Origin of the sequence: Virgibacillus sp. 6R (assembly GCF_001895305.1) — a bacterium.
GTDB classification, from domain to species: Bacteria; Bacillota; Bacilli; order Bacillales; family Amphibacillaceae; genus Virgibacillus; species Virgibacillus pantothenticus.
Map to the genome: position 1 here is coordinate 2,269,688 of NZ_CP017762.1, position 26,297 is coordinate 2,295,984.

Below are 26,297 nucleotides of genomic sequence, written 5' to 3' on the forward strand. Positions count from 1 at the left end.
CCCTCATTTTTTATTTAGCCCTTCGCCAATTAACAAAAATTTAAGTTGATAGCGAAGAGCCATTTATTTATTAATCGCATAAGGGCTTCGAGTACCGTTTTCTCAAAAATAAGTTCCATGAACAAATTATTGAGAAAGTTCTTGTAAGATTAAATTTGCTAGTTTTTCAACTCCCATAGGGATTGGAACATAAGCTTGTGGCGGAATATTTATAACTTTTTTCCCTACGCGATCTCCAGTTTCCTTAAGCTTTTTAAAGTACATTTTTGTTTGTGGGCTTATCAAAAACAATTCAAAGTCGCTCGTTTCAATCATCTTACTACCTTCAGTAGCAGAAATTGCATCTACTAAAATATCCTTCCCTTCATTCTTTAAATATTCCGTTGTCTTCTTCGCCATTAATGACGATGACATACCAGCTGCACAAATAATGAGCACTTTTTTCATCTTACATTCCTCCATAAAGTTTAAATTTCCATAAATCATTTAAATTTTTAGTTAAAGGTTTTCTCCATTACTTTCTATTACATTCTTGTACCAATAAAAGCTTTTCTTCTTTATCCGCCGAAGATCATATTCTCCTTCTTCATGCTGATTGACATATACAAAGCCATATCGCTTTTGAAAACCATTTAACCAACTTAGAAGATCCGTAAATGACCACACACAATAACCAATCATCTCTACACCATCGGTAATCGCTTCTTGCATTGCTTTTATATGTGCTCTAATATATTCAATTCGATAGCCATCGTGGATGGTGCCGTCTTCTTCAACTTTGTCGTACTCACCTAAACCATTTTCACTGATTAGGATAGGTAAACCATAGCGGCTTGTTATTCTACGAAGCCCAATTCGTAATCCTTGTGGGTCAATGTTCCAATCCCAATTGGTTCTTTCTAGATGTTCATTAGTAACTGTTTTAAACAGACCTGGTATGCCAGTATCCTCCATTGTCCCCTTTTTACCAGTCGTGTTGAAATGGGCTTCCATCGTAACCCCATCTAATGGATTTCTTTCATAGGTTGTCGTTTGATAATAATTCACACCCATGAAATCAGGCTTTTCCTGTTTTAATAATGTAAAGTCGCCTTCCTCTACTTGTGGGGCAATCCTCTTTCTCTCCAAGTAATTCCAAATTGCTTTTGGATACTCTCCCCATGCATATATATCCATCCACCAATGGTTTGTAAATTCCTCGGCATTTTCAGCTGCAAGAACATCCTCAGGTTTTGATGTGGCAGCGTAAGCCGGTGAGTAAGCAAAACTTGGGCCAATTTTTCCATCAGGTACATATTTACGAAACTCTTTAATAGCATTCGCATTTGCTAAATTGGCATGATGGTTCACTTGGTAAAATAGCTTCACATTCTTTACCCCGGGTGGGTGCATAGCTGTTTGATATCCTAATCTAGTAAATACATTTTGTTCATTTAAGGAAACCCAATATTTCACACGATCCCCAAACGCTTTAAATAAGGTAATACTATAATTTCTAAAGTCCTCTACAATTTGTCTGGATTCCCATCCGCCATATTCGTCTTGAAGTGCTTGCGGTAAATCCCAATGATAGATAGTTACTATCGGCTCAATGCTATGTTTCATTAACTCATCAATCAATCTATTGTAAAAATCAATCCCCTTTTGGTTTACTTTACCTTTTCCATTAGGGAAAATACGGGACCACGCTACAGAGAATCGATAAGTCTTCATACCCATTTCAGCCATTAACGCAATATCTTCTTTGTAGCGATGATAATGATCTACAGCTACATCTCCAGTCGTTCCTTTAAACGTTTTACCGGGAATACGAACAAATTTATCCCAATTAGACATCCCTTTACCATTGACATCCCATGCACCTTCTACTTGATATGCAGCGGACGCCGCTCCCCATAGGAAATCTCTTGGAAACGCTTTAAGTTTTTCGTGTAACACGTTTTCTTCACTCCTTTTTTATTCATCGATAAAAAGAATCTTCAATCAATAGGGGTTTCATTCATCCCCCTCCCGATTGTTAGTAACCCAAGGGTATGACCTAAAAGGTCTCTTACGAAAGGGCGTTTAGGTGCTGCTATCTCCCACTTAGACCTGCTGCGTACAGATAATCCAACTCCTCAAGTGGGAGTCTTACAGCTCTTATATACGACGGGATAAACAAAACCTATATGGCTCCGACTGACCAGAACCATATCCATTTACATGGTCAGCTTAAAAGAACTGAGGGAGATATGCTTTATGTGCTTCCATCATTTCAGCCACTATTTGTTTTGCAACGGTATCAGATGGAGTAAGTGGATTAATTGTTAAAGCAAGTACCGCTTGATTATAATCCCCTGTTACAGACGCCTCTGCTGCAATGCGTTCAAATGACTTGATTTGTTGCACAAGCCCGCGTGCTGCTACCGGGATATCCCCCATGGCAAGTGGTACTGGACCATCTTTTGTAATAACGCAGCTAACCTCGACAGCGGATTCAGCTGGTAAGCTTGCAATAGCTCCGCAGTTCCTTGTGTTGACTGGTTGAATATCACGTTTATCTGTATAAATGGAAGTTATTAAACGAACGGCTGCATCCGAATAATATGCCCCGCCACGATCTTCTAATTGCGGTGGTTTAATATTTAAATTTTCGTCCTTATACAACTCAAATAACTCTTCTTCCAGCTTTTGGACCACTTCTGCGCGAGTGCCCTCATTTGCAGCGCTTTCGATTGCTTTGTCTAACATATCTTTTGATTTATAGTAATACATATGGTATGGACATGTAATCGCATTTAGCGCACGAATAAATTCTGGCTCCCAGCCCATTCCATCTATATTTTTAACAAAACTGCTATTTTCCGGATCAGTTAGCTTCTCCATCACCAATTCTTTCACACTAACTCCGTCTAAATATATATCTAATCCGTATACCATATGGTTTAATCCGGCAAAATCAATACGGATACGAGAATGGTCAATATCCAGTAATTTAGCAATTCCCATCTCCATTCCAATTGGAACATTACATAAACCGATGACTCTCTTTATATTGGAGTAACGAAGCACCGCCTCTGTCACCATTCCAGCTGGATTTGTAAAGTTAATTAACCACGCCTTTGGACAAAGCTCCTCCATTTCTTTACAAATTTCTAGAATGACTGGTATCGTGCGTAGCCCTTTAAATAAACCACCAGGTCCGTTTGTTTCTTGACCAAGAACACCATATTTTAGCGGAATACGCTCATCTTTAGCACGTGCTGCCAGAAGACCAACACGGAATTGAGTAGTGACAAAATCAGCATCTTTTAATGCAGCTCTACGATCTAAGGTCAAATGAACATCAATGGGTAGACCTGCTTTTTTAATCATTCGTTTAGCAAGATGGCCTACAATTGCAAGCTTTTCTTTTCCCTCATCAATATCAACTAACCATAACTCTGTTAACGGAAATTCTTCATACCGTTTGATAAAACCTTCGATTAACTCTGGAGTATAGCTTGAACCTCCACCAATGGTTGCTACTTTCAATTTATGATTTGTCATAATGATCCCCTCTCCATTCATTTATTTTTTTGTAAAGTTCAATTACTTCTTGAGCTAAATCCTTCAGGGTTATTGCATTCATTAAATGATCCTGAGCATGGATGAGTAATAAACGAATTTCCGTTTTTTCTCCACGAGCTTCTCCTTTTATAAGTTCGGTTTGGGAACGATGTGCTGCCCCAATTTCTTCATTTGCTTCTTGAATTTTTTGTTCTGCTTTTTCAAATTCCCCCTCTTTTGCGTGTTGAATTGCTTCCATTGCAGAAGTTCGAGCATTTCCTCCATGTAAAATAATTTGAAAGCTAATTTCTTCTATGCTCAATTTAAATCTCCCCTTAAGTTAACGGAATCTCTATTTACTTTGCTAACAGTCCTTTAAAATATTTCTCTACTTACCTATTTATCATAGAATGAAATCGTTAACACTTGAACACATACTTTTTCCTAAACGTTAAGGAAATCATTACTGAGTAGAAAAAATATAATTATGGCTAGATGAGTCCATATAAAAAAACTTAGCTTGGCGCTAAGTCTTTTTGTAAAACTATTGTTTTTTTATACTATAAAGTGAATCTCCAATCAGTAGGCATGACTTTCTTTCATCCCCACTGACTGTTATTACCTCTTTGGAATGATCTAAAGCCCTCTTTTACGTAACAGTGTATTTAGGTGCTGTTATCTACCACTTAGACTTGTTGTAGTACTACCTATCTCTAACTCTTAAAGTGGTAGTCACACAGCACTTTATATGCGGGATAAAGCCTAAAATAATTCCTCATCGTGTTATAAAATGTATTTAACTTCACAACATTGCATTTATTGTCTCGATAAACTCGTCTTTTTCTTCACAGCTGATTAATTGATTGACCTTTCGTTTATTCTCAATTATTTCAATTAAATAATCATACATTAGCTTTAAATCAGATGTTCTATTTTTACCTATACTTAATAAACAAATAAATTGCACATAGTTCCCTTCCCAATCAATCGGTTTTTTTAACGTACAGATTGTCCAAAAAGTTTCTCTTGTATGCGGCTCCATCGGATGAGGAATGGCAACCAAATTTCCAAAGCTTGTTGGTGACAGCCTTTCTCTTTTAAAAACAGAAGCACCGAACGAGCTCTCCACATAACCAGCAGCCACAAGTTTTTCCACTAAATACTTGATAGCTGCTTCTTTTGTTGGTAAACCTTTATGCAGAAAAATAAGCTCTTCCTTTAGAAAGTCTATCTTGTTTTCAGTTCTATTTTTTAAATAATTCTCTATTTTCCTTAAGTCCTCTGTACCTAAGATAGTATTTACAAAAATAATTGGAACTGGTAGTTTCCTTTCAATTGGAATGGTAGTAATTATAAAATCGATTTGCTCTAAGGAAGTTTCATTTAACCGATAGAAATCCGTCGTATCTACAACATGTAGCTGATTAGGGTATTTGGATTGCAATCTATACTTTAATAACATGGCACTCCCTACACCAGTCGCACAAACGATGATACAGCGTTTCACATCTTGTTGCATTTTTTGCCTCAACATGGCTACACTGATGTGTAAAGCAATATAACCAACTTCATCTTCATCAATCTCAATTGCTAATCTTTTGTTAAATACTTCTCTCGCTAAAACAGCGGCATCAAACGCAAGAGGGTATTTTGTTTTTATCTCATCGAGCATTGGGTTTCGCATATTCATTCCATAGCGAAGACGATTTAATGTAGGTTGCAGGTGTAAGCCCAAAGCTATAAATAATTCATGATCATTGATCAATTGCAATTTTAAGCGTTCATCAACCTTGTGAATAAATTCTTTGATGGCAGCTCGTAAATCGCTTTCCACAAAGGATTCAAATTCTTCTCGGTTTAAATTTATTTTTGCAATTTTTTTCGTTCCAAGTAAATGAATGGCTATATACGCTATTTCTGTTTTTGGAAACGAAACATGTAAAGCGGATTCAATTTTGGTTACAATTCCCTTAGCCACTTTATATTCGGTTTGGCTGTAAACTCCTGCAAAATCTTCAGGTGCCAGCTGTACATAATTTTCATCACGAATCCGCTTACAAGCTATTGCAAAATGAATACATAGATTATTTAGCGCAATATCAGACATCTCAATCTTATTTGCTTTCACTTCCTTTATAATAATCGTGTAAATTTTATTTATGTCTTTTTGTGGAAGGATGGGGGCTGCTTGTCTTTGCATGTTAACCACAATCTCCTTCCTATTAAATAAATATTCCGCCAAACAAAATCTTACATTCATTTCATCGCCTATTATCTTTACTCCATGATATGGCTTACTAACTAACTCGAGTTTAAATCCTGTTAATATTTTTCTAACTTCAATTAAATCATTTTGCAAGGTAGATTTACTAATATATAGTTTATCTGCCATATCGTCCAATTTAATATAGTAATTGTCTAAAAGAAGTTTTCTCACTATATATATTACACGGTCTTCAGGTGAACTCGGTAACATATTAGAATTAGAGTCCTTCGCCATCTTTTGTAAAAATGCTTTAAATGTTTTACTATTTTTGATTATTAACTCATAGCCAGTTCCTCTTTTTGACTCAATAAAACCCCCACTCTGTAATAAAATACTATTCAGCTCTTTTATATCATTTCGAATCGTTCTTGGCGTAACGCAAATTCTATCAGCTAAATCATTACTTGTAACGGCCGATTTAGCAGCCATTAATTCCTGCAAAATAAGCATCATCCGACTAGAAAGCATCTCTGCCACTCCCTGTCTTTACTTTAATAAAAACTGGTATTTTAAAAATGCTATTATGTAACCTCTTCTAAATTTATATTAAGTTGAGCTATTCTTAATCTATCTTATATCAATTATTCATAAATTCACAACCATGAAATAAATAGTGAGATGATTCGTTATCATACATGATGCTATTATTTAACAAAGGAAAGGTACTATCAGACACGTGTAAACAAAAGGTTTTAAGTAAAACCTTTGTATATGAATACTAGGTTAATATTAAACTTCATCACGTTCATTATATTGTTGGCACAGCAAAGGAAAACGGATGGAATGTTTCAACTACTATCTGCGTGAAAACCTTCCTAATTATGAATACAACAACTAAAGAGGCTCAGCTATTGCCGCATTCTATAGAATATTACACTACCTCAGGAGTCCAGCTTCCAACCAAAAATTAACTCCCTTCTAAGTAGCAGGTTTTATTTTTTAGCCTGTCTACTTCAAAGGGAGCGTATCATTTTTAATCACAGTTTACTACGATTATTTATGGTAGATTTTAGCATAATATAATTGGGGTTGTATATCTCTTTTTGCCTTTAATAAAATGTCCATTCAAAAACGATTCAATACCTGGTAACTATTTCAACTTCTTCATAGAAGCTGAGTCTGTTTCAGTGCAAGAACTGCTACAGGATTTTTTAAGTGCACAGGCTGCACACTTACCTTGTTTGCTTTTTTTTATATGGCGAACCATCATCCAGCCCGCATACCCAAATATAACTAAACCAATTAATATATTCACAATCATGGAACACGCCTCCTTTTTTAAAAGAATAGTCCTCCAATTTGATAGATGATGATAGAAATGACATAAGCGATGAGCAAGGAATATATAATGGAGATATAGGTCCATTTTTTAGAAGCCGTTTCTTTTCTAATGGTAGCTACTGTCGCTAAGCATGGAACATATAGCAGGATAAATGACATAAAACTCAATGCTGAAAGAGCAGAATATTGAGCACTTAATATGCCTGTCAGTGACGCTGTATCCGGAACATGATAAATAATATTCATGGTAGATACAACTACTTCCTTTGCTAGAAATCCCGTTAGTAAGGATGCAGCTGCTTGCCAAGTTCCAAATCCTAATGGTTGAAAAATAGGTGCCAAAACTCCACCAATCAAAGCAAGAAAGCTATCGTCCATGTCCACATTTAATCCGTGTGGTCCTGCATAGGTCAGCAACCATATTAAAACCGAACCTGCAAAAATAAACGTCCCTGCCTTCCGAATAAACCCTTTCCCTTTTTCCCATGTACTCCTCCATAATGTTAAAGCTTGAGGAACACGGTATGGGGGTAACTCGATAACAAACACACTTTTTTCATTTTTTAAGAATAGATAGGAAAATATTCGCGCTATCACCATAGCTACGACAATTCCAAGCACATATAGAGAAAGGACCAATAATGCTCGATGTTTCACAAAAAAGGCACCAACGAATAAAGCATATACAGGAAGACGTGCAGAGCAAGACATTAAAGGCGTTAGTAAAATCGTTAACAACCTTTCTTTTGGTTGTTCAATGGTACGTGCTGCCATAATTCCGGGAACATTACATCCAAAACCAATAATCATTGGAATAAAAGCTTTCCCGTTAAGTCCGATGGATTCCATTATCCTGTCCATCACCATTGCAACCCGAGCCATATAACCAGAATCCTCTAGGAAAGAGATAAGGAAAAACATGATAAAAATTTGTGGGACAAATACGAGCACTCCACCTACACCAGCCACAATTCCATTAAGCACCAAGTCTTTAATGAAACTAGAAGCACCAATAGCATTTAATCCATTCTCCAAGCCGTTAGTTAACGGGCCAGAGAAAAATCCATCTAATACATCCGACAACGGTGATCCTAACCAATCAAACGTCAGCATAAACATCACGTACATAGAGAATAAGAAAATTGGCAGGCCAAGAAATTTGTTTGTGACGATGCGATCTATTAATTCAGTCGTAGTCGTTTTATTTGACGAAGTGACCGTTATAACCTGTTCCAATATATGAATAATTTTTTGATCTCTCATATGGTAGATAAATTGCCTTAAAGAGAAAGAATGCCCGCGCTTTACAAGTTCTTCTTCTGCTTCCCGCTTCATTTGTTCAAGCATAGCTGTACTTGACATGTGTTGATCCAAATAGGATGTTACTCGTTTATTACTTTCTAAATATTGAATAGCCACCCATCTTTTATTCAAGTTAGCTTCATTTGGAATAAGTTTGCTGATTCGATCAATCATTTCTTCTAAAAATCCATAGTCCACTTTAAAAATAGAAGTAGTCTGCGATTCTTCCGTTGTATGGTTCGTTAGTTCCTTCGTCAATAGATCACAGCCCTTGCCAGTTCGGGCAACAATCGGAACTACACGGACATCTAATATGTCTGCTAGCTTCTTGTTATTAATTTTCATCCCTCTTATTTGGGCGACATCTATCATATTAAGCCCCACTATAAGAGGCTTGCCAAATTCCATTAATTGAATCGTTAGCTGTAGATTGCGTTTTAGCTGGGAAGCATCAATAATATTCAATATTTTCTCAAATTCACCCGTCAATAAAAATTCTGTCACCACTTCTTCGTCTTTAGAAAGAGGATTTAATGAGTATACACCAGGCAGATCGACTAACAGACCTTTTTGGTTGCGAAGCTTGCCCACCTTTTTTTCAATCGTTACACCGCTCCAGTTTCCTACATATTCATAGGATCCTGTTAGGTTATTAAAAAGTGATGTTTTACCAGTATTGGGGTTTCCAAATAATGCAAATTGAGACACGTGTTATCTCACCCCTATACGTGATGCTTCTTTACGACGTAAACTGAGACATTGTCCACACACTTCGACCATTACAGGACCGCCAAATGGCATGGTACATTTTAAACAAACTTCTTGACCTTCCACGAGACCCATATCGATTAAACGTTGTTTTACTATATCATTAAATTTTGTAACATCTGATACGACAGCTGTTTTACCTTGCTGTAAATCAGTAAGATTCATGATGTAGCCCTCCTGATATGAACACTATTAATAATGATAATTATTCTCAACTAATTGTATCATATAATAGTCGAGGAAAGCGGCGATAATTTTTACAATTTTGTTTCTTTAAGCGTGTAGATGGAGTAGTATACAGGCTTTGTAAGTACAGAACGGTACAAATGATTGTTGAATGAGTTTGATTTTAATTGTTTGTACTTTATTAAAACCCAAACTGGAAAAAAGATACATGCATCAGGATAGGGAAAATAAAAGTGCTAGCCACTTGTTCAGCTGCTGTAAATTGATTTTTGGTGTCATATGGGTTTTATCTTTGGGGTTAAGTTTCGCCTTACCAGTTAATAAAGCGGCATCCTGAGAAGGTGTTCCTAAATATTTTTCTTTCACTTTGGTTGCAGTTGTTTTAGGAAGCTCTGTTCCTCTAAAGCTGATAACGATTTCATCTGTATCAGCGTTTTGGAGCACATAAACATGTAATCCAGTATCGGGATCTTTAATAGTTTCGAGGTTATCCCAAACTTGTGTTTAATAATCTGTTTCAATGAAAACCTTTTTTGGAATCTGTTTGTAAGATGCCTAGAAACTGTAGAAAGTTATTTAAATAACAATTTTAAAAATATCCATACAATAAATTTTAAAAAGAATGATTATATTACTCCTATGGGCGGAATGGTGATTAGTGGTACGGTGAATAATAATGAAAAAGCAACTTTCTCCATTAATATCGATTATGAAAATGATTTTAAAATTATTTCAAGTGCTGTAGGAAAAGAATTTCCTGAGAGAAAAGAGGAGTGCAAAGAAAAGCATGCGATTATTAAATTTGTATGATGTATAAATCCTTATAGCAGTCGATAATACTATTAACAGCACTTTTTAGCTCTATATTTATAACATTATTTTTAACTTACAAAAGTAGCCCCACTTCCTCAAGGGAACCGGGGCTATTTTTATTTGTTTCACCAACCATTTCAATGATAAGCTAAAAAAATCCTTGCATAAGCTTCCTCGCGCAAGGCTATCTTTTCCAAATGTTAACTGTATCCTTTACCGAACACCTAGCCCATATAAACACTTTCGCATGTATTTGCCTGTGGTTCATAATAACAATGTAACTTGTATTGCCCTGTAAATGGTTGACCATACCATGTAGGAGGACACGGAGCATAGGGATTAAAATACCATAGCGCAAACTTGGATGGATGATCTCTCCAGTAATCTAACACTCTTTTGGCTAATCTCTTTTCTACACTTCTCGCTCTGTTATAGAAAACATTTCCTTTTTGTACAGCTTCGAAAGAGTAATTGCCTCCCTGTATTTGAAAAATCACGTCGTATATGGACCTTAAACCTTTAAAGTCTAAACAATTAGCAACTAATCGATTTACAATAACATTACCAACCATAAGCATTCCTAGCTGTCCTTCACCTTCAGCCTCTGCTCTCATCATCCTTGCCACTAAAGCCACATCACTATCTGTATATGCTACCCTTGGCATTTTTATCACCTCTAAGAGATTATATGAGGGAATTTGGTAAAGATGATTGTTGATATCATTTTTTTATATGAGTTTTGTTTGGGCTACTACCTAACTGATTGTATTCATTAGCTCATATTGGCATAGTCTCAACTCAATTCGAACAATATCAGTGGATCACGATAAATTTCAGGTTTTCGTGCATCTTTTGTAAGGCATACGTATGAATTTCGCTATTCGCTTCAACCGTAAGCTTCTGAATATCAGTCTGGCAGATTTTCCCACGCATAAGGTAAGTTCAACTTGTAAATTCAAAAGAAGCCGGTTAATGACCATTAACCACTTAGATAATAGAGGTAAGCCTATAGCTATTCCATAGTATCTCTGTAAATGTTTCAAATCAATCACGATCTATTTGCAGTAAATCGATCAAAAGAAAAATAGCCTGGCCTATAATCAACGGTTAACCCTTTTTGAACATATCCTGATAAGATAGCAACCCAATAAAAAGGTTTTGTTCGTATTGTCTCACCAACTGCTAGCTCAATTGCATGGTCCCAATCGTTAATATTCTCTAAATACGTCTAAGGCTATCTCTGTTACACGGGCGTAATGAGGTTTTGACCTAACAGTTTCCTTTATCGCACTAACTGCCTTTCCCTGATTGCCTTGTTCTACATACAGAGAAAACAGCTACAATAACATTGCCGATTTCAGAGCAAGTGATGATGTGCCGACTTGCCTATAAGGTTTTTCTGCATCTTCCAATAACCCTAATTCCACGAGGGCATCTGCTACATTTTTCTGTGCCCATGGATAAACTCCTCTTCTAGCGGCTGCTGCCATTTGAAAATGGCTGATTCATACCTTATTGAACAAAGGCGCAAGCGCCCGTTTAGCAACGTAGCGAATGGAACGAATCAACTAAAGATTTAGGAATCATGCCACTAAAAACAGGGGTATGCCGACTTCGGGCGGCAAGCCCGTTTTTAGTCGGCCTTCCTCTTAGCGACGAACCGATGATGACTTATCGTAGGGCGATTTCGTGAAGTCGCCTAGTTGCTGGGCGATAGAGCCGGACGTGATCTATTCAGTTATTTCGTTATCTCCAAGCACCTAATTTTATACTTTCATATTCTGTTAGAAAAACTTGGCTATTGCCAAAGTCTTTTTGAAAATAGCCATAGGTTTTCTGATGCTATAACCCTAAAAAATTTTATACATTCCAGTGCAAGAATAAACTACCCCTTAGGCGAAGTGAATCGCTGATAAGTTAGGAGGCTGTTTTTGCATTTCTTCTATGTAATACCCCAATCTATCTCTCAACCCTTTTTTCTTTTTTAGTAACTCCACAATATTCATTCCAGCAACTCCAACATCTGTTGTCTTAAAACATTAGTAACAATCTATTCCGTGCCATCACCATAACCTACCTCAACATCTGCAGAGACAGGTGTTTTCACATTTTCTGTAATTGTTTTGATAATTCCAAAATGCTTTTCAAAATCAATTAGTTCACTATCTGCATATCCAAGAGAATTACAATTCTCCAGCCGTCGTGCCAATCACTTTAAATCCCACTTTCTCTAGTGTTAAGGCAGATAGTATCCCACGCAAAAAAACGTTCTTTGACGGATACAGCTCATTGAATCCCTTAATTTTTTCATTTTATTAGTCTCGTAATAGTTGATGAACCCATTTTACCAAGCAAGCTTTTTTCTCTTCTTCTTCATTCTTGCTCTTATCATCTGTAACAAAAGAGATTTATTCCATTTTACTAAAAAAACTCATTTACTTGTGGTACGGTTCACCGTGACACTTTAAAGATAGCTAAAAGGGTTCTCAAAGTGTATTATGAAATTGTGTAGATAATTGTAATAATGAATGGAGTTTTATGGTATTTATAGGGAGTGTTCTGTATTGAATAAATATAAGAAAATTGAAAAGAAAAAGGCCATATATACCAACTCTAAGATAAGCGAGCCACAAAAAACGGAGCTTAGAAAAGAGATAACTACAATATTCAATAGGTTATCTCCGAAAGAGAAAAATGAAGTAATAGAGTTTCTCTACCCTGTACTAAGGGATAATGTATCAGAAGCATTTTCAAGTAATAACTATAAAGGAATAACAAGCGCTTTCGAAGTAATTCAGAATACGCAACGCTGGAAAAAGGAATATAAAACAAATAAAATTATCATGATTAATATGTTAGTATTCAGCTATCTATTTTTGCATATCGAGCAAGAATCTGGTAATGACGAAAATTTTTTGATAGCAAAAGAACTATTTGAAGAAATTTGTAAATATAACTTTGAAGAAATAGAGTTTAATGACGAACAATTAGAAAACGAAGTATATAATTTTAAAAGGAATAAGGCTTTTATTAGCGCGATTGAAAATAACGATATATGGACAAGTGTTACCTACGAGATCCCTTTCCCATTATATATCTCAAATAATCAATTATCCTTTCACTACAAGGGAACAAAGGTTTTAATGGAAGCAGAGATCATTTCTAATGGAAAACCAACGATAGTGGCTGAAAATGGCTTTGTGGATTTAGAAAAGGACAAATATGGCATTTTAAACAGAACTATAGTAATTCTGAAAATTAATAAATATCTATCATCTAGCAAGAATATTAATATATATACTGCTGATGGAGTAGAAAAAAGAAGCGTAGCATTGGTGATATCATTAGAATTAATCAACTTTATCATAAAGAATTATAAATCAATATCTCAGAATTATTGGATTGAAAATGTATCATTTAAAATGATACAGGCTTCTGCTCCGAAAATTTTCGCTGGGGAGACAGAGTTAAAAAATATTTTATTTTATGATGAAAACAAGTACCGTGTTTCTCCTCATATACCATACTTAAGTGATGAATTAATAAAAGAATTTCTAATTCAACTAAATAATTCCTATAATGAAAACCTTTGGAACATTTTACTCCAAGATGCTAAGAAATATTTATTAATTAATAATTTAAGAGAGGCTATTATTTCACTAAATAGTTCCTTTGAAAATTTTATGTATTCAAAAATTAAACTAATTCTAAAAAAATATATGGGAGAAGAAAAAACACAGCTATTTTTTGATGGTAAAGTTTCATATGAAGATCATGCTTCACATGAATTTATTACCGAGGAGCAATTTAATAAATTAGTAGATAGAAAAATAATAAATAATCATATACCGTCAATCTATCAATTAGTGAAAGAATATTACAAACATGTACCATCGGATAAACGTATAGTTCTGTCAAGAAGGAAGTTTAATAGTTATATAAACAAGATAAAAGAAAACCGAAATGATATTGTTCATGGTAATAAAGTTGATGAACTATCAAGTAAAAGTGTTAAAGAAGCTATTGAAGCATTTGAAGAAATAGCTCATGAGATTTTAGAAACTCATTTTTAGTGTTTTTAATAACATAAAAAAGGATGGCTAAGTATCTAAAATAGCCATCCTGAATTCTTTATAAATGATATAATCTGCATTATAAAAACCTAAATAAGAGTACCATCAAAAAATATATGATAAAAGCCCAAGATGATAATATCATCATTGGAGCATCTTTTCCTAACTCCTCGTTAACTAAACCTCTGTTTTTCTAAACAGATCTTCCTTATTTAATTATTTTGATTTTAACTGCATTTCATTTTTTATTTTTTCTAATAGATCCATATGTAATGTAAACTCTTTCTTCTTGTTTACCATCACTTGTGGTACGGTTCCCCCCGATTAATCCGAAATGCTCTATACACCTGCTCCAACAAAATGAACCGCATCATCTGATGTGGGAAGGTCATTTTCGAAAAGGACAAAGCTAAATCACTGCGGTTTTGAACGTCTGTACTAATTCCAAGTGACCCGCCAATGACAAAGGCTATTTTGCTTTTCCCATAGGTAGCGAGTTCATCCAATTTGCTGGCAAATTGTTCTGAGGTAAGCATTTTGCCGTTAATTTCTAACGTGATAACATATGTATCTGGATGAATATGGCTTAAAATGCGTTCGCCTTCTTTTTGCTTAACATCTATCATTTGGGCTTCACTTAGGTTTTCTGGGGCTTTTTCATCTGCAACTTCAATGATGTCTACTTTTGCGTACGTGTTTAAGCGTTTTAAATATTCTTGTATGCCTTGCTTTAAGTACTTTTCTTTTAATTTTCCTACGGATACAATGGTGATTTTCATTATACGTAACTTCCCTCACAAATCTCAATTTTCTTTAGTTTACCATAATCATACCCCAGTTTTAAGCCAATCTATGTTAAGTTCAGTATAAAATCTCTCTATTTTGAGTGTTATACTGCCTTAAATCAAAACAAGCTAGCACCACTCAAAGTCTCCATCTTATTTGCATAGTATAAAAACCCTCTAGCTCATAGCTCATTCACAAACCAAATCCCACTACAATATACAGAGCTAAAATAGCAACAACGCTAATGACTACAAGAATTCGTGTTGTTGTTTTAGACAGTGGCTTTACTCGCTTCCCTTTATACCATCCAGTGAATTGGAACTTATTTCGGTATAAAATAAAAATAAGGATGGCAATGCCAATGGCTTGTAGCGCTAAAAAGTACATCAAATAAGGATATTCTTCCGTTAACTGGCCAATCGGTCTGTTCGTGAATGTTTCTAAAAAGTAATTACTTATCGCCCCAAATACGAAATAAAGTACTACAAAAATGAACAGCGCGCGTACCATTTCAAGCAATCCTGTAGAAAACAAACGCATGCTAACCCCTCCGTTCCACACTTTTCTACAATTATAACAAAGATGTATTCAATCGACTAAAACATTCGGAAAACACTTTTCATTTTCAACCAATTCATGTATTATATATCTAAATGATATATATCAAATAGATAGGATGATTGGATTTGAAAACTTATAATCATACCACCTATGCGCTGCTTGGGATTTTAACCTTAGATTGTCGAACCGGTTATGAAATTAAACAACTGATCGATCAGAGCTTAAATCACTTTTGGAAAATTAGCTATGGACAAATCTACCCTAATCTAAAAAAGTTAGTTACCGATGGTTTAGCAACAGTTAAGGTCAAGTCACAGGATGGAAAACCAGATCGAAAGGAGTATTTCCTCACTACCAAGGGGAAAGAGGTTTTACAAAACTGGTTAGCTGAGCCATTGCAGCAAATTACGGATGAGCGCAACGAAGTTCTTTTAAAGCTATTTTTTAGCCGGCATCAGCCTGCGGATCAGACTCAATCGTTATTACTTCATTACAAAGAAGAATTACAGAAAAAAATAGACACCTATAAAGCGATTGAAGAAATGATAATGAACTGGAACCCTCAAAGTCCTGATGCTACATATTGGCTATATACATTGGACTACGGGAGGCGAACAACTAGAGCTGCTATTGAATGGTGCGAAGCTACGATAGAAAAAATAAAATAAACTTTATTCGCTTCGGTTTTCTTTATCCTCTATGGATGGTTACTTTTGAACAAAGGCGCAGGACCGCCCGTTTAGCAACGTAGCGACTGGAATAAATCAACTAAAGATAAAGTGAATCTTCCATCAGCGGGGGTGAAGATAACCCCGATGATGGTTAGTTGAGCGAATCCGAATCGGGGATTTAAGTGCTGTTACCTCCCACTTCGACTTGTTCCGCTCGCATCTTCCATTCTTGATGTGGGAGTCTACAACGCCTTTTTACGGGATAAAGGAACCATGCCTCTAAAACTTGGGATATGCCGACGTATCGGCTTCCCCTTAGCAACGAACCGATGATGACTTATCGTAAAGCAATTTCGTGAAGTCGCATCGTTGCTGGGCTCATGCACCGGACGTGGCTATTCCGTTATTTCGTTATTCCCAAGCACCTCATTTTATGCTTTCTTATTTTTTAGAAAAACTTGGCTTCTCGCCAAACCTTTAGTGAAAGTTGCCGTTTTTCTTATCCTATAAACTCTAAATTTTTATATTTCCTTATAGTATTAAAAAGAAAAACTTAAAAACAATTTTTCCTCTGTTCGCAGACGCTAATAGAACTATCGTACTACCACAAATGGTGTCTCATAAAACGAAAAGCTCATTGAAATAAACAAAAGAAGGGAAAGATTTTATGAAAAAACAGGTTTATTCTGGTCGCTATACCGTAGAAAATGAAGAAGATATCGTTGTGTTTTTAATTGGCATGCGGGTTAACCGCAGATTAGCTGTGCATAAATGGTTCCCGGTTTTTTCTGCCATGCCAGGAATGATTAAAGAACTTTACACACATAAAGATACGTTAGGGTTTTTATCTATGGAAAATTACTTTGGTCTTCGCACAACATTGATGGTGCAATATTGGCGGTCTACTGAAGATTTGCTTGCCTATGCAAGAGGTAAACAACATTTAGCCGCATGGAAAGTATTTAATCAAAAAGCGAGCAGTACAGATGCTGTCGGTATCTATCACGAGACTTATGTCATACCAAAGGGAAATTATGAAGCTATCTATGCAAATATGCCATTATATGGGTTGTCAAAGGCAAACAAGCATATTCCTGTCTCGCCAAAACGTACAACTGCTAAACAGCGATTGAAAAAGAATAAAGTTATCTAAACAAGTGATTTTAAGTAGTGCGGAGCTTCTTTATCCTAATTGAATGGAACATTCGACTCACAGGTTGGCTACACGTATTATCCCGCGTTTCACCTCATAGGTTAAAGGACTAGTCTTAAACCAACCTGTAATATAAAGTGAATTTCCAATCAGTGGGATTTTCTTTCAACTCCCACTGATTGTTAGTATCGTAAAAATATGATCTAATGACCCTGAACGAATCGGGCATTTAGGTGCTGTTAGCTCCCACTGAGGCTTGGTCAGTACATAATGTCAAATACCGTCTTACAGCTCCTTCCTATGCCGGATAAAATAAACAATGGATAGCAATTCCCAGCTAGAACAAATAACAGCACCATGTTAAACTAAGGAAATTAGATAACAAAGGAGAATCATTTATGGCAACTATCCTAGAAGCTTATAGCTAATTATTTATAATTCACATTCTAGGACGTACAAAATGTTTCAAAAAACAGTCATCTCTTCTGTACGTTCCTTCTAATTGGAAGGATGATCCCATGGAAAATTTAACTGGCAAGATTGCTATAGTAACTGGAGTTAGCTATTCGAAAGCAATTGGCGCTGCAACATGTTTGTCTCTTGCAAAAGCAGGAGCTGACATCTTTTTCACACACTGGTCTCCATTTGATGAGACTGAAGGAAGATTAGAAAGAGATTTCCCAAATAAGCTTTGTGAAAAGATAAACAGCTTTAGAGTACGTTCTGATCACATACAGTTAGACTTAAGTATAGAAGAATCACCAAATACGTTGCTAAATGCGGTTCAGGAAAGCCTAGGAACTGCAAATATTTTAGTCAATAACGCAACCTACGAAGCTCCAACGAATTTCCGTACGTTAACTTCAGAGATTCTAGATAAACATTATCAAGTGAATAATCGCGGCACCCTTATTATCGGTTGAATTTGCTAAAAGATATGAGCAGCAATTTCCGAACAAAAAAGATGGGCGGATTATCAATCTCATCTCTAAAGGGCCAGACCCAAATAATATAGCTTATATTGCTACAAAGGGGATGACCATTGCTGCTACAGAGCCGTTATCCGTTGCCCTAGCTCCCATCGGCATAACAGTTAATTCTATTGATCCAGGTCCAACGGATACAGGGTGGATGAATGAAGAAATAAAAAGTAACTTATTACCTTTATTTCCATCTGGTCGTCTCGGCCGTCCTGAAGATGCCGCCAAACTGATTACCTTTCTAGCAAGTGATGATTCGTATTGGATAACGGGGCAAACCATTCGCTCGGAAGGCGGATTTCTAGGGAAATAACGATCACATAAAAAAAGGCTGTTGCACCATGCGTTTCTGATTGTGCAACAGCCCCTTTTTCTATGATTTTACAACACTATCATCATATAACATCACGATCTTTTATCGCTTTCAGCAATGCTTCATAAAATCTCATATGACTGGTTTCAAAATACTTAGCATTGTAAATTTGCATTTTGTAAGGATTAAGCCTGTAAAATAATATAGGGAAAATTTCTAAGGTTGGAGTAGTTTATGGTAGTAAAATGAGACAGGTCTTTTTTTAATGAAAACTATAACCAATGAGCATATGCGCAATTTATAGTTTATTTTTTTAGCTTGCTTGGTAGATTGTTATTGGTTTAGGTTCATATGCTGATACTGTTTGAGAAACATCATTTGAAAAAAATTCCGCCAATGAGAAGTGCAACATATGTAAATGATTATCGCATTCAAAGGATCAAACATTTAAAGTGGGTTTGAACGGTTGACTTTAAGACTAGGCATTTTTATAGTAAAATGCTTGGTTTCTTTGATCTTATCCCGCCATTTTAATTACTCAAATGTATTTCTGGAGGGAATGAATAACCTAACGAAAATCATGATAAAGGAATGCCTTTGGATTTAGGAACTTCCTAAAGGCAAGATGCTTCTTTTACATAAGTATAAAAATATGAAAGTCATGTTGGGTAGGATGAGATCCTACCTCACTCCACCCCAACTTTTGACATAGGACCATTTATAGTACTGCATAGATCCTCTATGCTTGTCCGTATCTTCTAAATAAGAGGCTAACAGCTTAGAATAAAACACTGCATATTGGTAGTTTTTCCTTTGTTTTAAATACGGAATAAATTCCTCTACTAGTATAGATACAAAATCCTTTAGTTCTCCATTTAATAAGTATGTATACACTTGGGTAGTGTATCTATAAAAACTGTAATATTCTTTTTCTTTAGATAGTCTAAGAGCATCCCACGCGAGGGTTAAATATTCCTTTGCTTTTGAGTTCTCATTATTCTGGTAAAAACTATGTATTAAGTGAGTAATAGCATCTAATCTAAGTTCATCATCTAAGTCTGTAGTTTTTAAGGCAAGCGCATAATTTTCGATAGATTTTTTTGAATTCCCTGTTGTAAAATAAAACAGCCCTAAATTAAGATAGGCTAACTGAATAACTTGTTCTTCGTTGTTTAACTTACCTAGATACATTGCCTGATTATAATTTTCTAACGCAAGATCATTCATTTTTATTCGTTGATACGAAATTCCCAGCAAGATATGACATTGAGCGCAACGTATGAAGTTATAATTTCGCTGAAACACAGCCATTGCTTTTTCTGCATAATTTATAGTTTCTAATCCATTTAGTAAATGACTATGTTGAATGGAAATGGCATAATACAAATCAGCAATCTCTTCTTCTTCAATTTCCGCTGAACGATACACATTCTCGGCTTTTTTATAACAGTGTAAAGATTGCTGATGCTCTTCCTTAAAGGAGTAGTAATTACCTTGAAATTTATTCCAGTAATATTTATGTGGGGGGTTAAAAGAGTCTGCCATCTCGTGGAGCTCATTCATTTTATGTAAGGCTTTTTGAAAATCGCGTAAAATAATATAGTAACGAATTTTATGAATCTCAAACATTATGGTTTGGTTGTTAATACTTCTATCCATTACCTTTTGCAATTCTTTATATCTCGTCATAATTTCCTGTTTATCAAAATGATCATATAACATGTCATACCATTTCTTACACTGTTCTTCAATTTGTAAATCAGAAATATTTGTAAGTTCGATTCCTAGTCGATTACATAATGCCTGAATAATCTCTGGGTTTGCTCTTGCTTTTTGATTTTCTATCTTTGATAAATAGGATAAAGAAACAATGCCTTCTGATAGTTCCTCTTGTGTCAAATTTCGCTTTGTTCGGTGTAACTTTATAGTATAGCCAATATCCCTCAAACCCTATTCACCCCTTTAACACATTATATTATGTAATATTATACCACAAGTCGAAACAGTTATTGTTTGGGAAAAAATATGATTTATCTAATAATTTTCACCGAAAATAATGTTACTATACATTATATTTTCTTTAAACAGGAAAATTGCGCACATGGTCTTATCTAATAGAAGTGACTGTCGGATCTTTACAAGCATTCTCTTTTGCATTAAAACAACACATTTTCTCGGGGGATAGATAGTCACTTTTCTTTTATTACCATAAATGAAATAAGTAACATTAAAATGAACAACCTATTATAGACGCCCCTCCCACAACTCTTACAGCTTATCTCTTTCTTCCATTATCGTATTATGAAACACCTCTCAGAAAAACTGGGTTGTCGATGCGTTTTTATACAAAAGCTATCATTTTTCTTATCTTATAAAACCGAAAATTTTTTATAGGGCAAGAAAACTTGAATAGGAGCTCGCTTCCTCACGCTCCTTATATCTCTTTTACCAGACAGTTATAAAAACCCTTCTTAGCAAAAGTACTGCTATCGCCATAAAGACTTGTGATAGCCGTACTTTTGCTTATTCTATAAACCCATAAAATTTTATGCTTTCCTATCGTGAAAATAAAACTTTGACTTCTTGTTCAAAATCATGTACATTACTAATAGACGAACGTTAAATATACTCGAATAATTTTTATTCGGATTTAGAGGTGTTAAGCATGGATAATGTATTTGATTATGAAGATATTCAATTAATTCCCGCAAAATGTATTGTACGCAGCCGTTCTGAATGTGATACGAGTGTCACATTGGGCAAGCATACATTTAAATTACCTGTCGTTCCTGCGAATATGAAAACGATTATTGATGAGAAAATTGCATTAATGTTAGCCGAAAATGGCTATTTCTATATCATGCACCGTTTTGAACCAGAAAAACGTGCGGAGTTCATAAAAGATATGCACGCACGTGGCCTAATTGCTTCCATTAGTGTTGGTGTGAAGGATGAGGAATATGATTTTGTAAAGCAGTTAGCCGCTGATAAATTAATTCCAGAATATATTACGATCGATATTGCGCATGGACATTCAGAGTCCGTCATTAAAATGATTAAGCATATTAAAAAACATTTAGCTGAAAGCTTCTTGATTGCTGGAAATGTTGGTACACCAGAAGCTGTCCGTGAATTGGAAAACGCTGGTGCTGATGCAACAAAAGTTGGTATTGGACCAGGAAAGGTTTGTATTACAAAAATTAAAACAGGCTTTGGAACTGGTGGCTGGCAATTAGCTGCACTTCGTTGGTGTTCAAGAGCTGCAAGCAAGCCAATTATTGCTGATGGTGGTATTCGTACGCATGGCGATATTGCTAAATCTATCCGTTTCGGTGCAACAATGGTGATGATTGGTTCCCTTTTCGCTGGGCACGAAGAATCTCCAGGTGAAACGATTGAAAAAGACGGAAAGATTTTAAAAGAGTATTTCGGTTCTGCGTCTGAGTTTCAAAAAGGAGAAAGAAAAAACGTGGAAGGTAAAAAGATGCTTGTCGAGCATAAAGGCTCCTTGAAAGATACACTTCAAGAAATGGAGCAAGACTTGCAATCATCTATTTCCTATGCGGGCGGTAAAAAGCTAGAAGCAATCCGCACCGTTGACTATGTAGTAGTGAAAAACTCCATCTTCAATGGCGATAAGATTGTTTATTAAATAAGCGATTAAATATATGATTTAACAATTATTTTATTCGTTACATCTGTAAAAAAATGCGGTTATTACCTTGATATAGTTTCAAGTAGCTTTTCGAATCAGATAATATTTGTTGCGGATCTCATTCATTATCTACAAATAATAATTGATACCGTTATAGTATGACATGTAAACAGAATCGAACTTTGACTTACAGTTAGGTTCTCCGTGCCAATCTGGGGTTTACCTCGTAGAATGGGGCGGGCAGGTCTTGCTGCCAGTTTACTGCTCGATGATCTTTATCCAATGCCTTAGCAATGAGCAACCATTGCTAAGGCTTTTTATTGTGCTATTCTTTTTACGTTTTGCCAGCACATATAATAGAGAAGAAGGATATAAAAACTAGGAGCAACGTTGTGTCAAGTAGAAGTTTCACTAAGAGACGAAAAAAAGTTACCTATAAAATGAATCTTTAAGTAAGAGGGGGTTAATAGGAAAGCTCTTAGGCATTATAGGTCATAAGGCACTAGTGAATTCTCCTGGAAGCACATTTTCACGTAGGAAAAGGGGCACTCTTTTCCAAGAAACGAAGAAATTCGATGTATTATTTTTAGTGCACTTTGAATAACTCCCTATAAGCAAAAACATATTAGAACAATGACGATTTATGATGCACTTCCAAATAATGTTTATATAGAAAGCTTAAATTAATGGTGTTATAATAATGACATATATATCAAGAATAACTTTCTATTGTTATGTTTAAGAGGGTAAGGAATAAAACATGTCAAATTTAGCAAGCTTCATAACTCACTACGGCTACATTGGAATTTTTATCATTCTTGTGTTAGGAATTATCGGGCTACCTTTACCTGATGAAGTATTACTTACATATGTTGGATATAATGTCTTTTTGGGTCATATGTCACTAAATCTATCTATTTTGGTTGCTATATTAGGGTCTATGATTGGAATTTCAATCAGTTACCTTCTCGGGCAAAAGCTAGGTATTCCATTTATTAAACGATTTGGTCCGAAGTTGCATATAAAAGAAAAAAATCTCCGTTGGGCACAAAAGAGCTTTAATAAATACGGTGGAATATTTCTTATATGTGGTTACTTCATTCCAGGCATTAGGCATATTGCTGCCTACATAGCTGGTATATGCAATTATCATTATTTGCGCTTCGCTGCCTTTGCTTATATAGGATCAATTATTTGGGCATCTACTTTTATAATCCTAGGAATTATTTTAGGTAACCATTGGGAGTATATTGCAAAAATTTCCTCCCATGCTTCAAAGATTATATGGCTATTCATTTTAGGCATCTTTTTCTTTGTATTATGGAAGAAATATCGAAATAAATTTAAGTAAATAACGAATCGGAAATAGCTCCAAGTTTTTTTCCAAATTGAATGTCCTGATTCGTAGTTATATCTGTCGAAAATTGAAAGTCTGCTTTTTCTATAAATAATACGACAGTGGAGCCGAAAGAAAAATAACCGAGCTCTTCTCCACTGTTAATATGTTCCGAACGACAGGTAAGATGAATGCTGTTAACATTTAAAGCCCCTACTTTAACGACCGCAATTTTCCCTAGCTCACTTTGGATTTCAGTAATTCGGCGATAATTTGTAGATAAGGGGCTATTGCCGTATTTAAAACCAATCGAATTGACAGGATAAGATTTACTGCCCAACACCCAACTTCCGTTTATTTTACCATTTACCGGGCTGTGTATTCGATGGTAATGCCGCGGCGATAAATACAATATAATGTATTTTCCATTTCGGTATATATCCGCTTTTTCCTTACTGCCTAGCATTTCTTCTAATATAATTTGCTTATTTTTTATTTTGTAATCTTCAACATCTCTGACAGATCCAAAATCACTTATTACACCGTCTACTGGGCTAACTATACTATTTTTGTGTGGATATACAGATCTACAATCCGGTTTTAGCTTTCTAATAAATAATTGATGCAAGCTTTGATAATCTGAGAGTGGCTTTTTCATTTCTTCCTGATTAATGCTATACACCTTAGCAAAAACAGGAACCAGCATTCGACTCCATTTTGAATTTGTAAAACGGATTAATAATTGAGATATAAAGCGATTTCCGGTTAGTTCGACCAAAAATTTCAAACATGATTTTAACAATACATTCACTCTCCTATACACGAAAAAAACGTAACTATACTATATCAAATAAAATGGTAGATCTACCACATGTATTCGTTCAGCTACTTCGTTACATATTTTATACTTACTCACGGATAAAATAAAGTGATATTTTGTTTTATGACTAATGCCAAAATAAAATACTATGAAGCGGCGTTCAATAATGCAATAAATGTCTTATGCAAAAGTTAATCTAATCATTCGTAGTGAGTGGTCTCTATCTCAACTGGATTTGCCCGAACTAGAAGGGAAAGTGCTTATTCCACATCGAGGATTGCCCTTATTTATTTGCTACTATGAGTTATGTATTGAAATCTATAGCCTATTGTATCACTCTACAGAACAAGTAAGCATCACCGTTTGCTTTTAGCCATCGTAAACGCGACGCTCAGAAATTTTATTTCAAAAGTGAAGAAGTGATCTATGACAACACACCACTAATTCAAAAAACAACTATAACGCATATACTAAAATTTAGTATAATGGTTTAATAGATATATACTACTAAAGATGAACCCATCAGGAGGATATAATGACTTTTATAAAACAAATACCGAACCTATTTACATTAGGAAACTTGTATTGTGGTTTCCTATCTATTAGTTATGCTGGATCAAGTCAATATAAAAATGCAGCTATACTAATTCTCATTGGTATGATGTTAGACAGTATGGATGGTCGACTTGCCAGAATGTTGCATGTGGAAAGCCCCTTAGGAAAGGAATTGGACTCTTTAGCTGATATTGTTACTTTTGGCGTAGCACCGAGCTTATTAATATACTATACTTTATTTTTAAACAGTGGCTGGATCGGTTTAGCCATATGTGGACTATTTCCACTGTTTGGAGCTTACAGATTAGCGAGATTTAATATTTGCTCTAAAGAAGATTCAATGGAGCATTTTATCGGCGTACCAATTACTGCTGCAGGAGGAATTTTAGCTATATTGACTCTGTTTAGTGGCTTTATTCCTAGTATTGTGACAATCGTGATTTTTACTGCGCTTTGCTATTTAATGGTAAGTTCCATAAAAATACCGAGTTTTAAAAAGGTACCATTACCGCGTTACGGTACTATTGTAACTATATTCTTAGGAGCGCTTCTTACTATTATTAATTTGGAATCTTATAAGAAATTTCCAACCTTTCTATATGTTGCTACACCGCTTTATCTTATTTATGTTACCTATCGCTTTATTAAAATAAGAGAGAGCAGGTAATCTATTGTTCAGGAATTTTTTAGTAACAAAGGCGCAAGCGCCCGTTTAGCAACGTAGCGAATGGAACGAATCAACTGAGATAAAGGAATCACGGTGAGGCGACGAACCGATGATGACTTATCGTAGGGCGCATTTCTAAAGTCGCATCGTTGCTGGGCTCATGCGCTGGACGTGACTATTCGGTTATTTCATTATCCATAAGCACCTAAGTTTATACTTTCTTATTCTTTAAGAAAAGAATTTTCAAAACATGTTGTATACATTAGAATTTAGGACCTTGCTGTTTGTTATGGGAAAAAGGTAGTTTAGAAGATTATACAGAAGCGGGAACGATAGTATGACAAGCATGTGCCAATATATCCCTTACTACTGGCGTCTTAGCTCGTGAAGCAGACCAGCCTGAGGGACCGTGTCAATCGACTGCGTATCTATCTTTTGCATGTCCTACCAACGCTAAATAACGAGGAGCCAGAATTTAATTGCTAAAAAGTAACCGAATAGAAACGTTTATTACAGGTAAAATAATTTTCTATTAGCGAGGGTGCTCTTTCCTCCCCTACTATTGTTAGTGTGAACAGAATCG

23 protein-coding genes and 1 pseudogene are annotated in these 26,297 nt (G+C 35.4%); 8 read left to right on the forward strand and 16 right to left on the reverse strand.

Translation table 11 applies throughout. The features are described from left to right. Nucleotides 1-126: 126 nt before the first annotated feature. The 9 genes from BKP57_RS10240 to BKP57_RS10280 all read right to left on the reverse strand — a co-directional run bounded on the left by BKP57_RS10240 (nt 127) and on the right by BKP57_RS10280 (nt 9,775). Nucleotides 127-447 (reverse strand): PTS cellobiose transporter subunit IIB, encoded by a 321-nt coding sequence (locus BKP57_RS10240; protein WP_072741483.1) that lies wholly within the window; start codon nt 445-447, stop codon nt 127-129. 51 nt (nt 448-498) lie between these two features. Then, nucleotides 499-1,938, reverse strand: coding sequence for a glycoside hydrolase family 1 protein (locus tag BKP57_RS10245; RefSeq protein ID WP_072741484.1), 1,440 nt, complete (start codon nt 1,936-1,938; stop codon nt 499-501). Between the two features lie 273 nt (nt 1,939-2,211). Continuing rightward, entirely contained in the window at nt 2,212-3,528 is a 1,317-nt protein-coding gene (locus tag BKP57_RS10250; protein WP_072741485.1) for a 6-phospho-beta-glucosidase, read from the reverse strand. Continuing rightward, a complete protein-coding gene (locus tag BKP57_RS10255) occupies nt 3,515-3,850 on the reverse strand; it encodes a PTS lactose/cellobiose transporter subunit IIA (protein WP_072741486.1) in 336 nt (111 codons plus the stop codon). Before BKP57_RS10255 ends, BKP57_RS10250 begins: the two co-directional genes overlap by 14 nt. 480 nt (nt 3,851-4,330) lie before the next feature. After that, a complete protein-coding gene (locus tag BKP57_RS10260) occupies nt 4,331-6,262 on the reverse strand; it encodes a BglG family transcription antiterminator (protein ID WP_072741487.1) in 1,932 nt (643 codons plus the stop codon). A 622-nt stretch (nt 6,263-6,884) separates the two neighbouring features. After that, a complete protein-coding gene (locus BKP57_RS10265) occupies nt 6,885-7,055 on the reverse strand; it encodes a FeoB-associated Cys-rich membrane protein (protein ID WP_050350656.1) in 171 nt (56 codons plus the stop codon). A gap of 17 nt (nt 7,056-7,072) precedes the next feature. Further along, nucleotides 7,073-9,085 carry a ferrous iron transport protein B gene (gene feoB / locus BKP57_RS10270; RefSeq protein WP_072741488.1) on the reverse strand — a complete coding sequence of 671 codons (2,013 nt, stop codon included), beginning with the start codon at nt 9,083-9,085 and terminating at the stop codon, nt 7,073-7,075. 3 nt (nt 9,086-9,088) lie between these two features. Beyond that, nucleotides 9,089-9,310 carry a FeoA family protein gene (locus BKP57_RS10275; RefSeq protein WP_072741489.1) on the reverse strand — a complete coding sequence of 74 codons (222 nt, stop codon included), beginning with the start codon at nt 9,308-9,310 and terminating at the stop codon, nt 9,089-9,091. A 234-nt stretch (nt 9,311-9,544) separates the two neighbouring features. Next, nucleotides 9,545-9,775: a hypothetical protein gene (locus tag BKP57_RS10280; RefSeq protein ID WP_050350653.1), complete on the reverse strand. Its 231-nt coding sequence runs from the start codon at nt 9,773-9,775 to the stop codon at nt 9,545-9,547. A 54-nt stretch (nt 9,776-9,829) separates the two neighbouring features. On the opposite strand from BKP57_RS10280, the gene BKP57_RS10285 reads away from it, so the two are divergent. After that, the gene (locus tag BKP57_RS10285) at nt 9,830-10,141 is read left to right on the forward strand and encodes a DUF1433 domain-containing protein (protein ID WP_072741490.1); all 312 of its coding nucleotides are present in this window, start codon (nt 9,830-9,832) and stop codon (nt 10,139-10,141) included. Between the two features lie 227 nt (nt 10,142-10,368). On the opposite strand, the gene BKP57_RS10290 is transcribed toward BKP57_RS10285, so the two are convergent. The 3 genes from BKP57_RS10290 to BKP57_RS21700 all read right to left on the reverse strand — a co-directional run bounded on the left by BKP57_RS10290 (nt 10,369) and on the right by BKP57_RS21700 (nt 12,353). Then, nucleotides 10,369-10,809, reverse strand: coding sequence for a cell wall hydrolase (locus BKP57_RS10290; protein ID WP_050350652.1), 441 nt, complete (start codon nt 10,807-10,809; stop codon nt 10,369-10,371). 672 nt (nt 10,810-11,481) lie between these two features. Next, the gene (locus BKP57_RS22070) at nt 11,482-11,634 is read right to left on the reverse strand and encodes a hypothetical protein (protein WP_156875314.1); all 153 of its coding nucleotides are present in this window, start codon (nt 11,632-11,634) and stop codon (nt 11,482-11,484) included. A gap of 560 nt (nt 11,635-12,194) precedes the next feature. After that, the gene (locus BKP57_RS21700) at nt 12,195-12,353 is read right to left on the reverse strand and encodes an isocitrate lyase/phosphoenolpyruvate mutase family protein (RefSeq protein WP_082240876.1); all 159 of its coding nucleotides are present in this window, start codon (nt 12,351-12,353) and stop codon (nt 12,195-12,197) included. A gap of 355 nt (nt 12,354-12,708) precedes the next feature. On the opposite strand from BKP57_RS21700, the gene BKP57_RS10300 reads away from it, so the two are divergent. After that, nucleotides 12,709-14,217, forward strand: coding sequence for a hypothetical protein (locus tag BKP57_RS10300; RefSeq protein WP_050350650.1), 1,509 nt, complete (start codon nt 12,709-12,711; stop codon nt 14,215-14,217). Between the two features lie 299 nt (nt 14,218-14,516). Here BKP57_RS10300 and rlmH read toward each other — a convergent pair whose 3' ends face one another. Both rlmH and BKP57_RS10310 read right to left on the reverse strand, forming a co-directional pair. Further along, on the reverse strand, nt 14,517-14,996 hold the full coding sequence (rlmH, locus tag BKP57_RS10305) for a 23S rRNA (pseudouridine(1915)-N(3))-methyltransferase RlmH (RefSeq protein ID WP_050350649.1): 480 nt from the start codon (nt 14,994-14,996) through the stop codon (nt 14,517-14,519). Between the two features lie 199 nt (nt 14,997-15,195). Continuing rightward, a complete protein-coding gene (locus BKP57_RS10310; protein ID WP_050350648.1) occupies nt 15,196-15,543 on the reverse strand; it encodes a hypothetical protein in 348 nt (115 codons plus the stop codon). Nucleotides 15,544-15,689: 146 nt separating this feature from the next. On the opposite strand from BKP57_RS10310, the gene BKP57_RS10315 reads away from it, so the two are divergent. The 3 genes and pseudogenes from BKP57_RS10315 to BKP57_RS10325 all read left to right on the forward strand — a co-directional run bounded on the left by BKP57_RS10315 (nt 15,690) and on the right by BKP57_RS10325 (nt 18,681). Beyond that, the gene (locus tag BKP57_RS10315) at nt 15,690-16,232 is read left to right on the forward strand and encodes a PadR family transcriptional regulator (protein WP_050350647.1); all 543 of its coding nucleotides are present in this window, start codon (nt 15,690-15,692) and stop codon (nt 16,230-16,232) included. 670 nt (nt 16,233-16,902) lie between these two features. Next, nucleotides 16,903-17,388, forward strand: coding sequence for a DUF4188 domain-containing protein (locus tag BKP57_RS10320; RefSeq protein ID WP_050350646.1), 486 nt, complete (start codon nt 16,903-16,905; stop codon nt 17,386-17,388). Between the two features lie 518 nt (nt 17,389-17,906). After that, nucleotides 17,907-18,681, forward strand: a pseudogene (locus BKP57_RS10325) (SDR family oxidoreductase). A 681-nt stretch (nt 18,682-19,362) separates the two neighbouring features. Here BKP57_RS10325 and BKP57_RS10330 read toward each other — a convergent pair. Beyond that, nucleotides 19,363-20,628, reverse strand: coding sequence for a helix-turn-helix domain-containing protein (locus BKP57_RS10330; RefSeq protein WP_072741491.1), 1,266 nt, complete (start codon nt 20,626-20,628; stop codon nt 19,363-19,365). Between the two features lie 718 nt (nt 20,629-21,346). Here BKP57_RS10330 and guaC point away from each other — a divergent pair. Both guaC and BKP57_RS10340 read left to right on the forward strand, forming a co-directional pair. Further along, entirely contained in the window at nt 21,347-22,333 is a 987-nt protein-coding gene (guaC, locus tag BKP57_RS10335; RefSeq protein WP_050350644.1) for a GMP reductase, read from the forward strand. A gap of 763 nt (nt 22,334-23,096) precedes the next feature. Further along, complete coding sequence (locus tag BKP57_RS10340; RefSeq protein WP_072741492.1) at nt 23,097-23,687, forward strand: DedA family protein; 591 nt, start codon at nt 23,097-23,099, stop codon at nt 23,685-23,687. Here the strand turns inward: BKP57_RS10340 and BKP57_RS10345 are convergent. Beyond that, nucleotides 23,680-24,474 (reverse strand): phosphatidylserine decarboxylase, encoded by a 795-nt coding sequence (locus BKP57_RS10345; protein ID WP_050350642.1) that lies wholly within the window; start codon nt 24,472-24,474, stop codon nt 23,680-23,682. The two genes, BKP57_RS10340 and BKP57_RS10345, sit on opposite strands and share 8 nt — an antisense overlap. Nucleotides 24,475-25,027: 553 nt before the next feature. Here BKP57_RS10345 and pssA point away from each other — a divergent pair. Continuing rightward, a complete protein-coding gene (pssA, locus tag BKP57_RS10350) occupies nt 25,028-25,714 on the forward strand; it encodes a CDP-diacylglycerol--serine O-phosphatidyltransferase (protein ID WP_050350641.1) in 687 nt (228 codons plus the stop codon). Nucleotides 25,715-26,297: the final 583 nt, after the last annotated feature.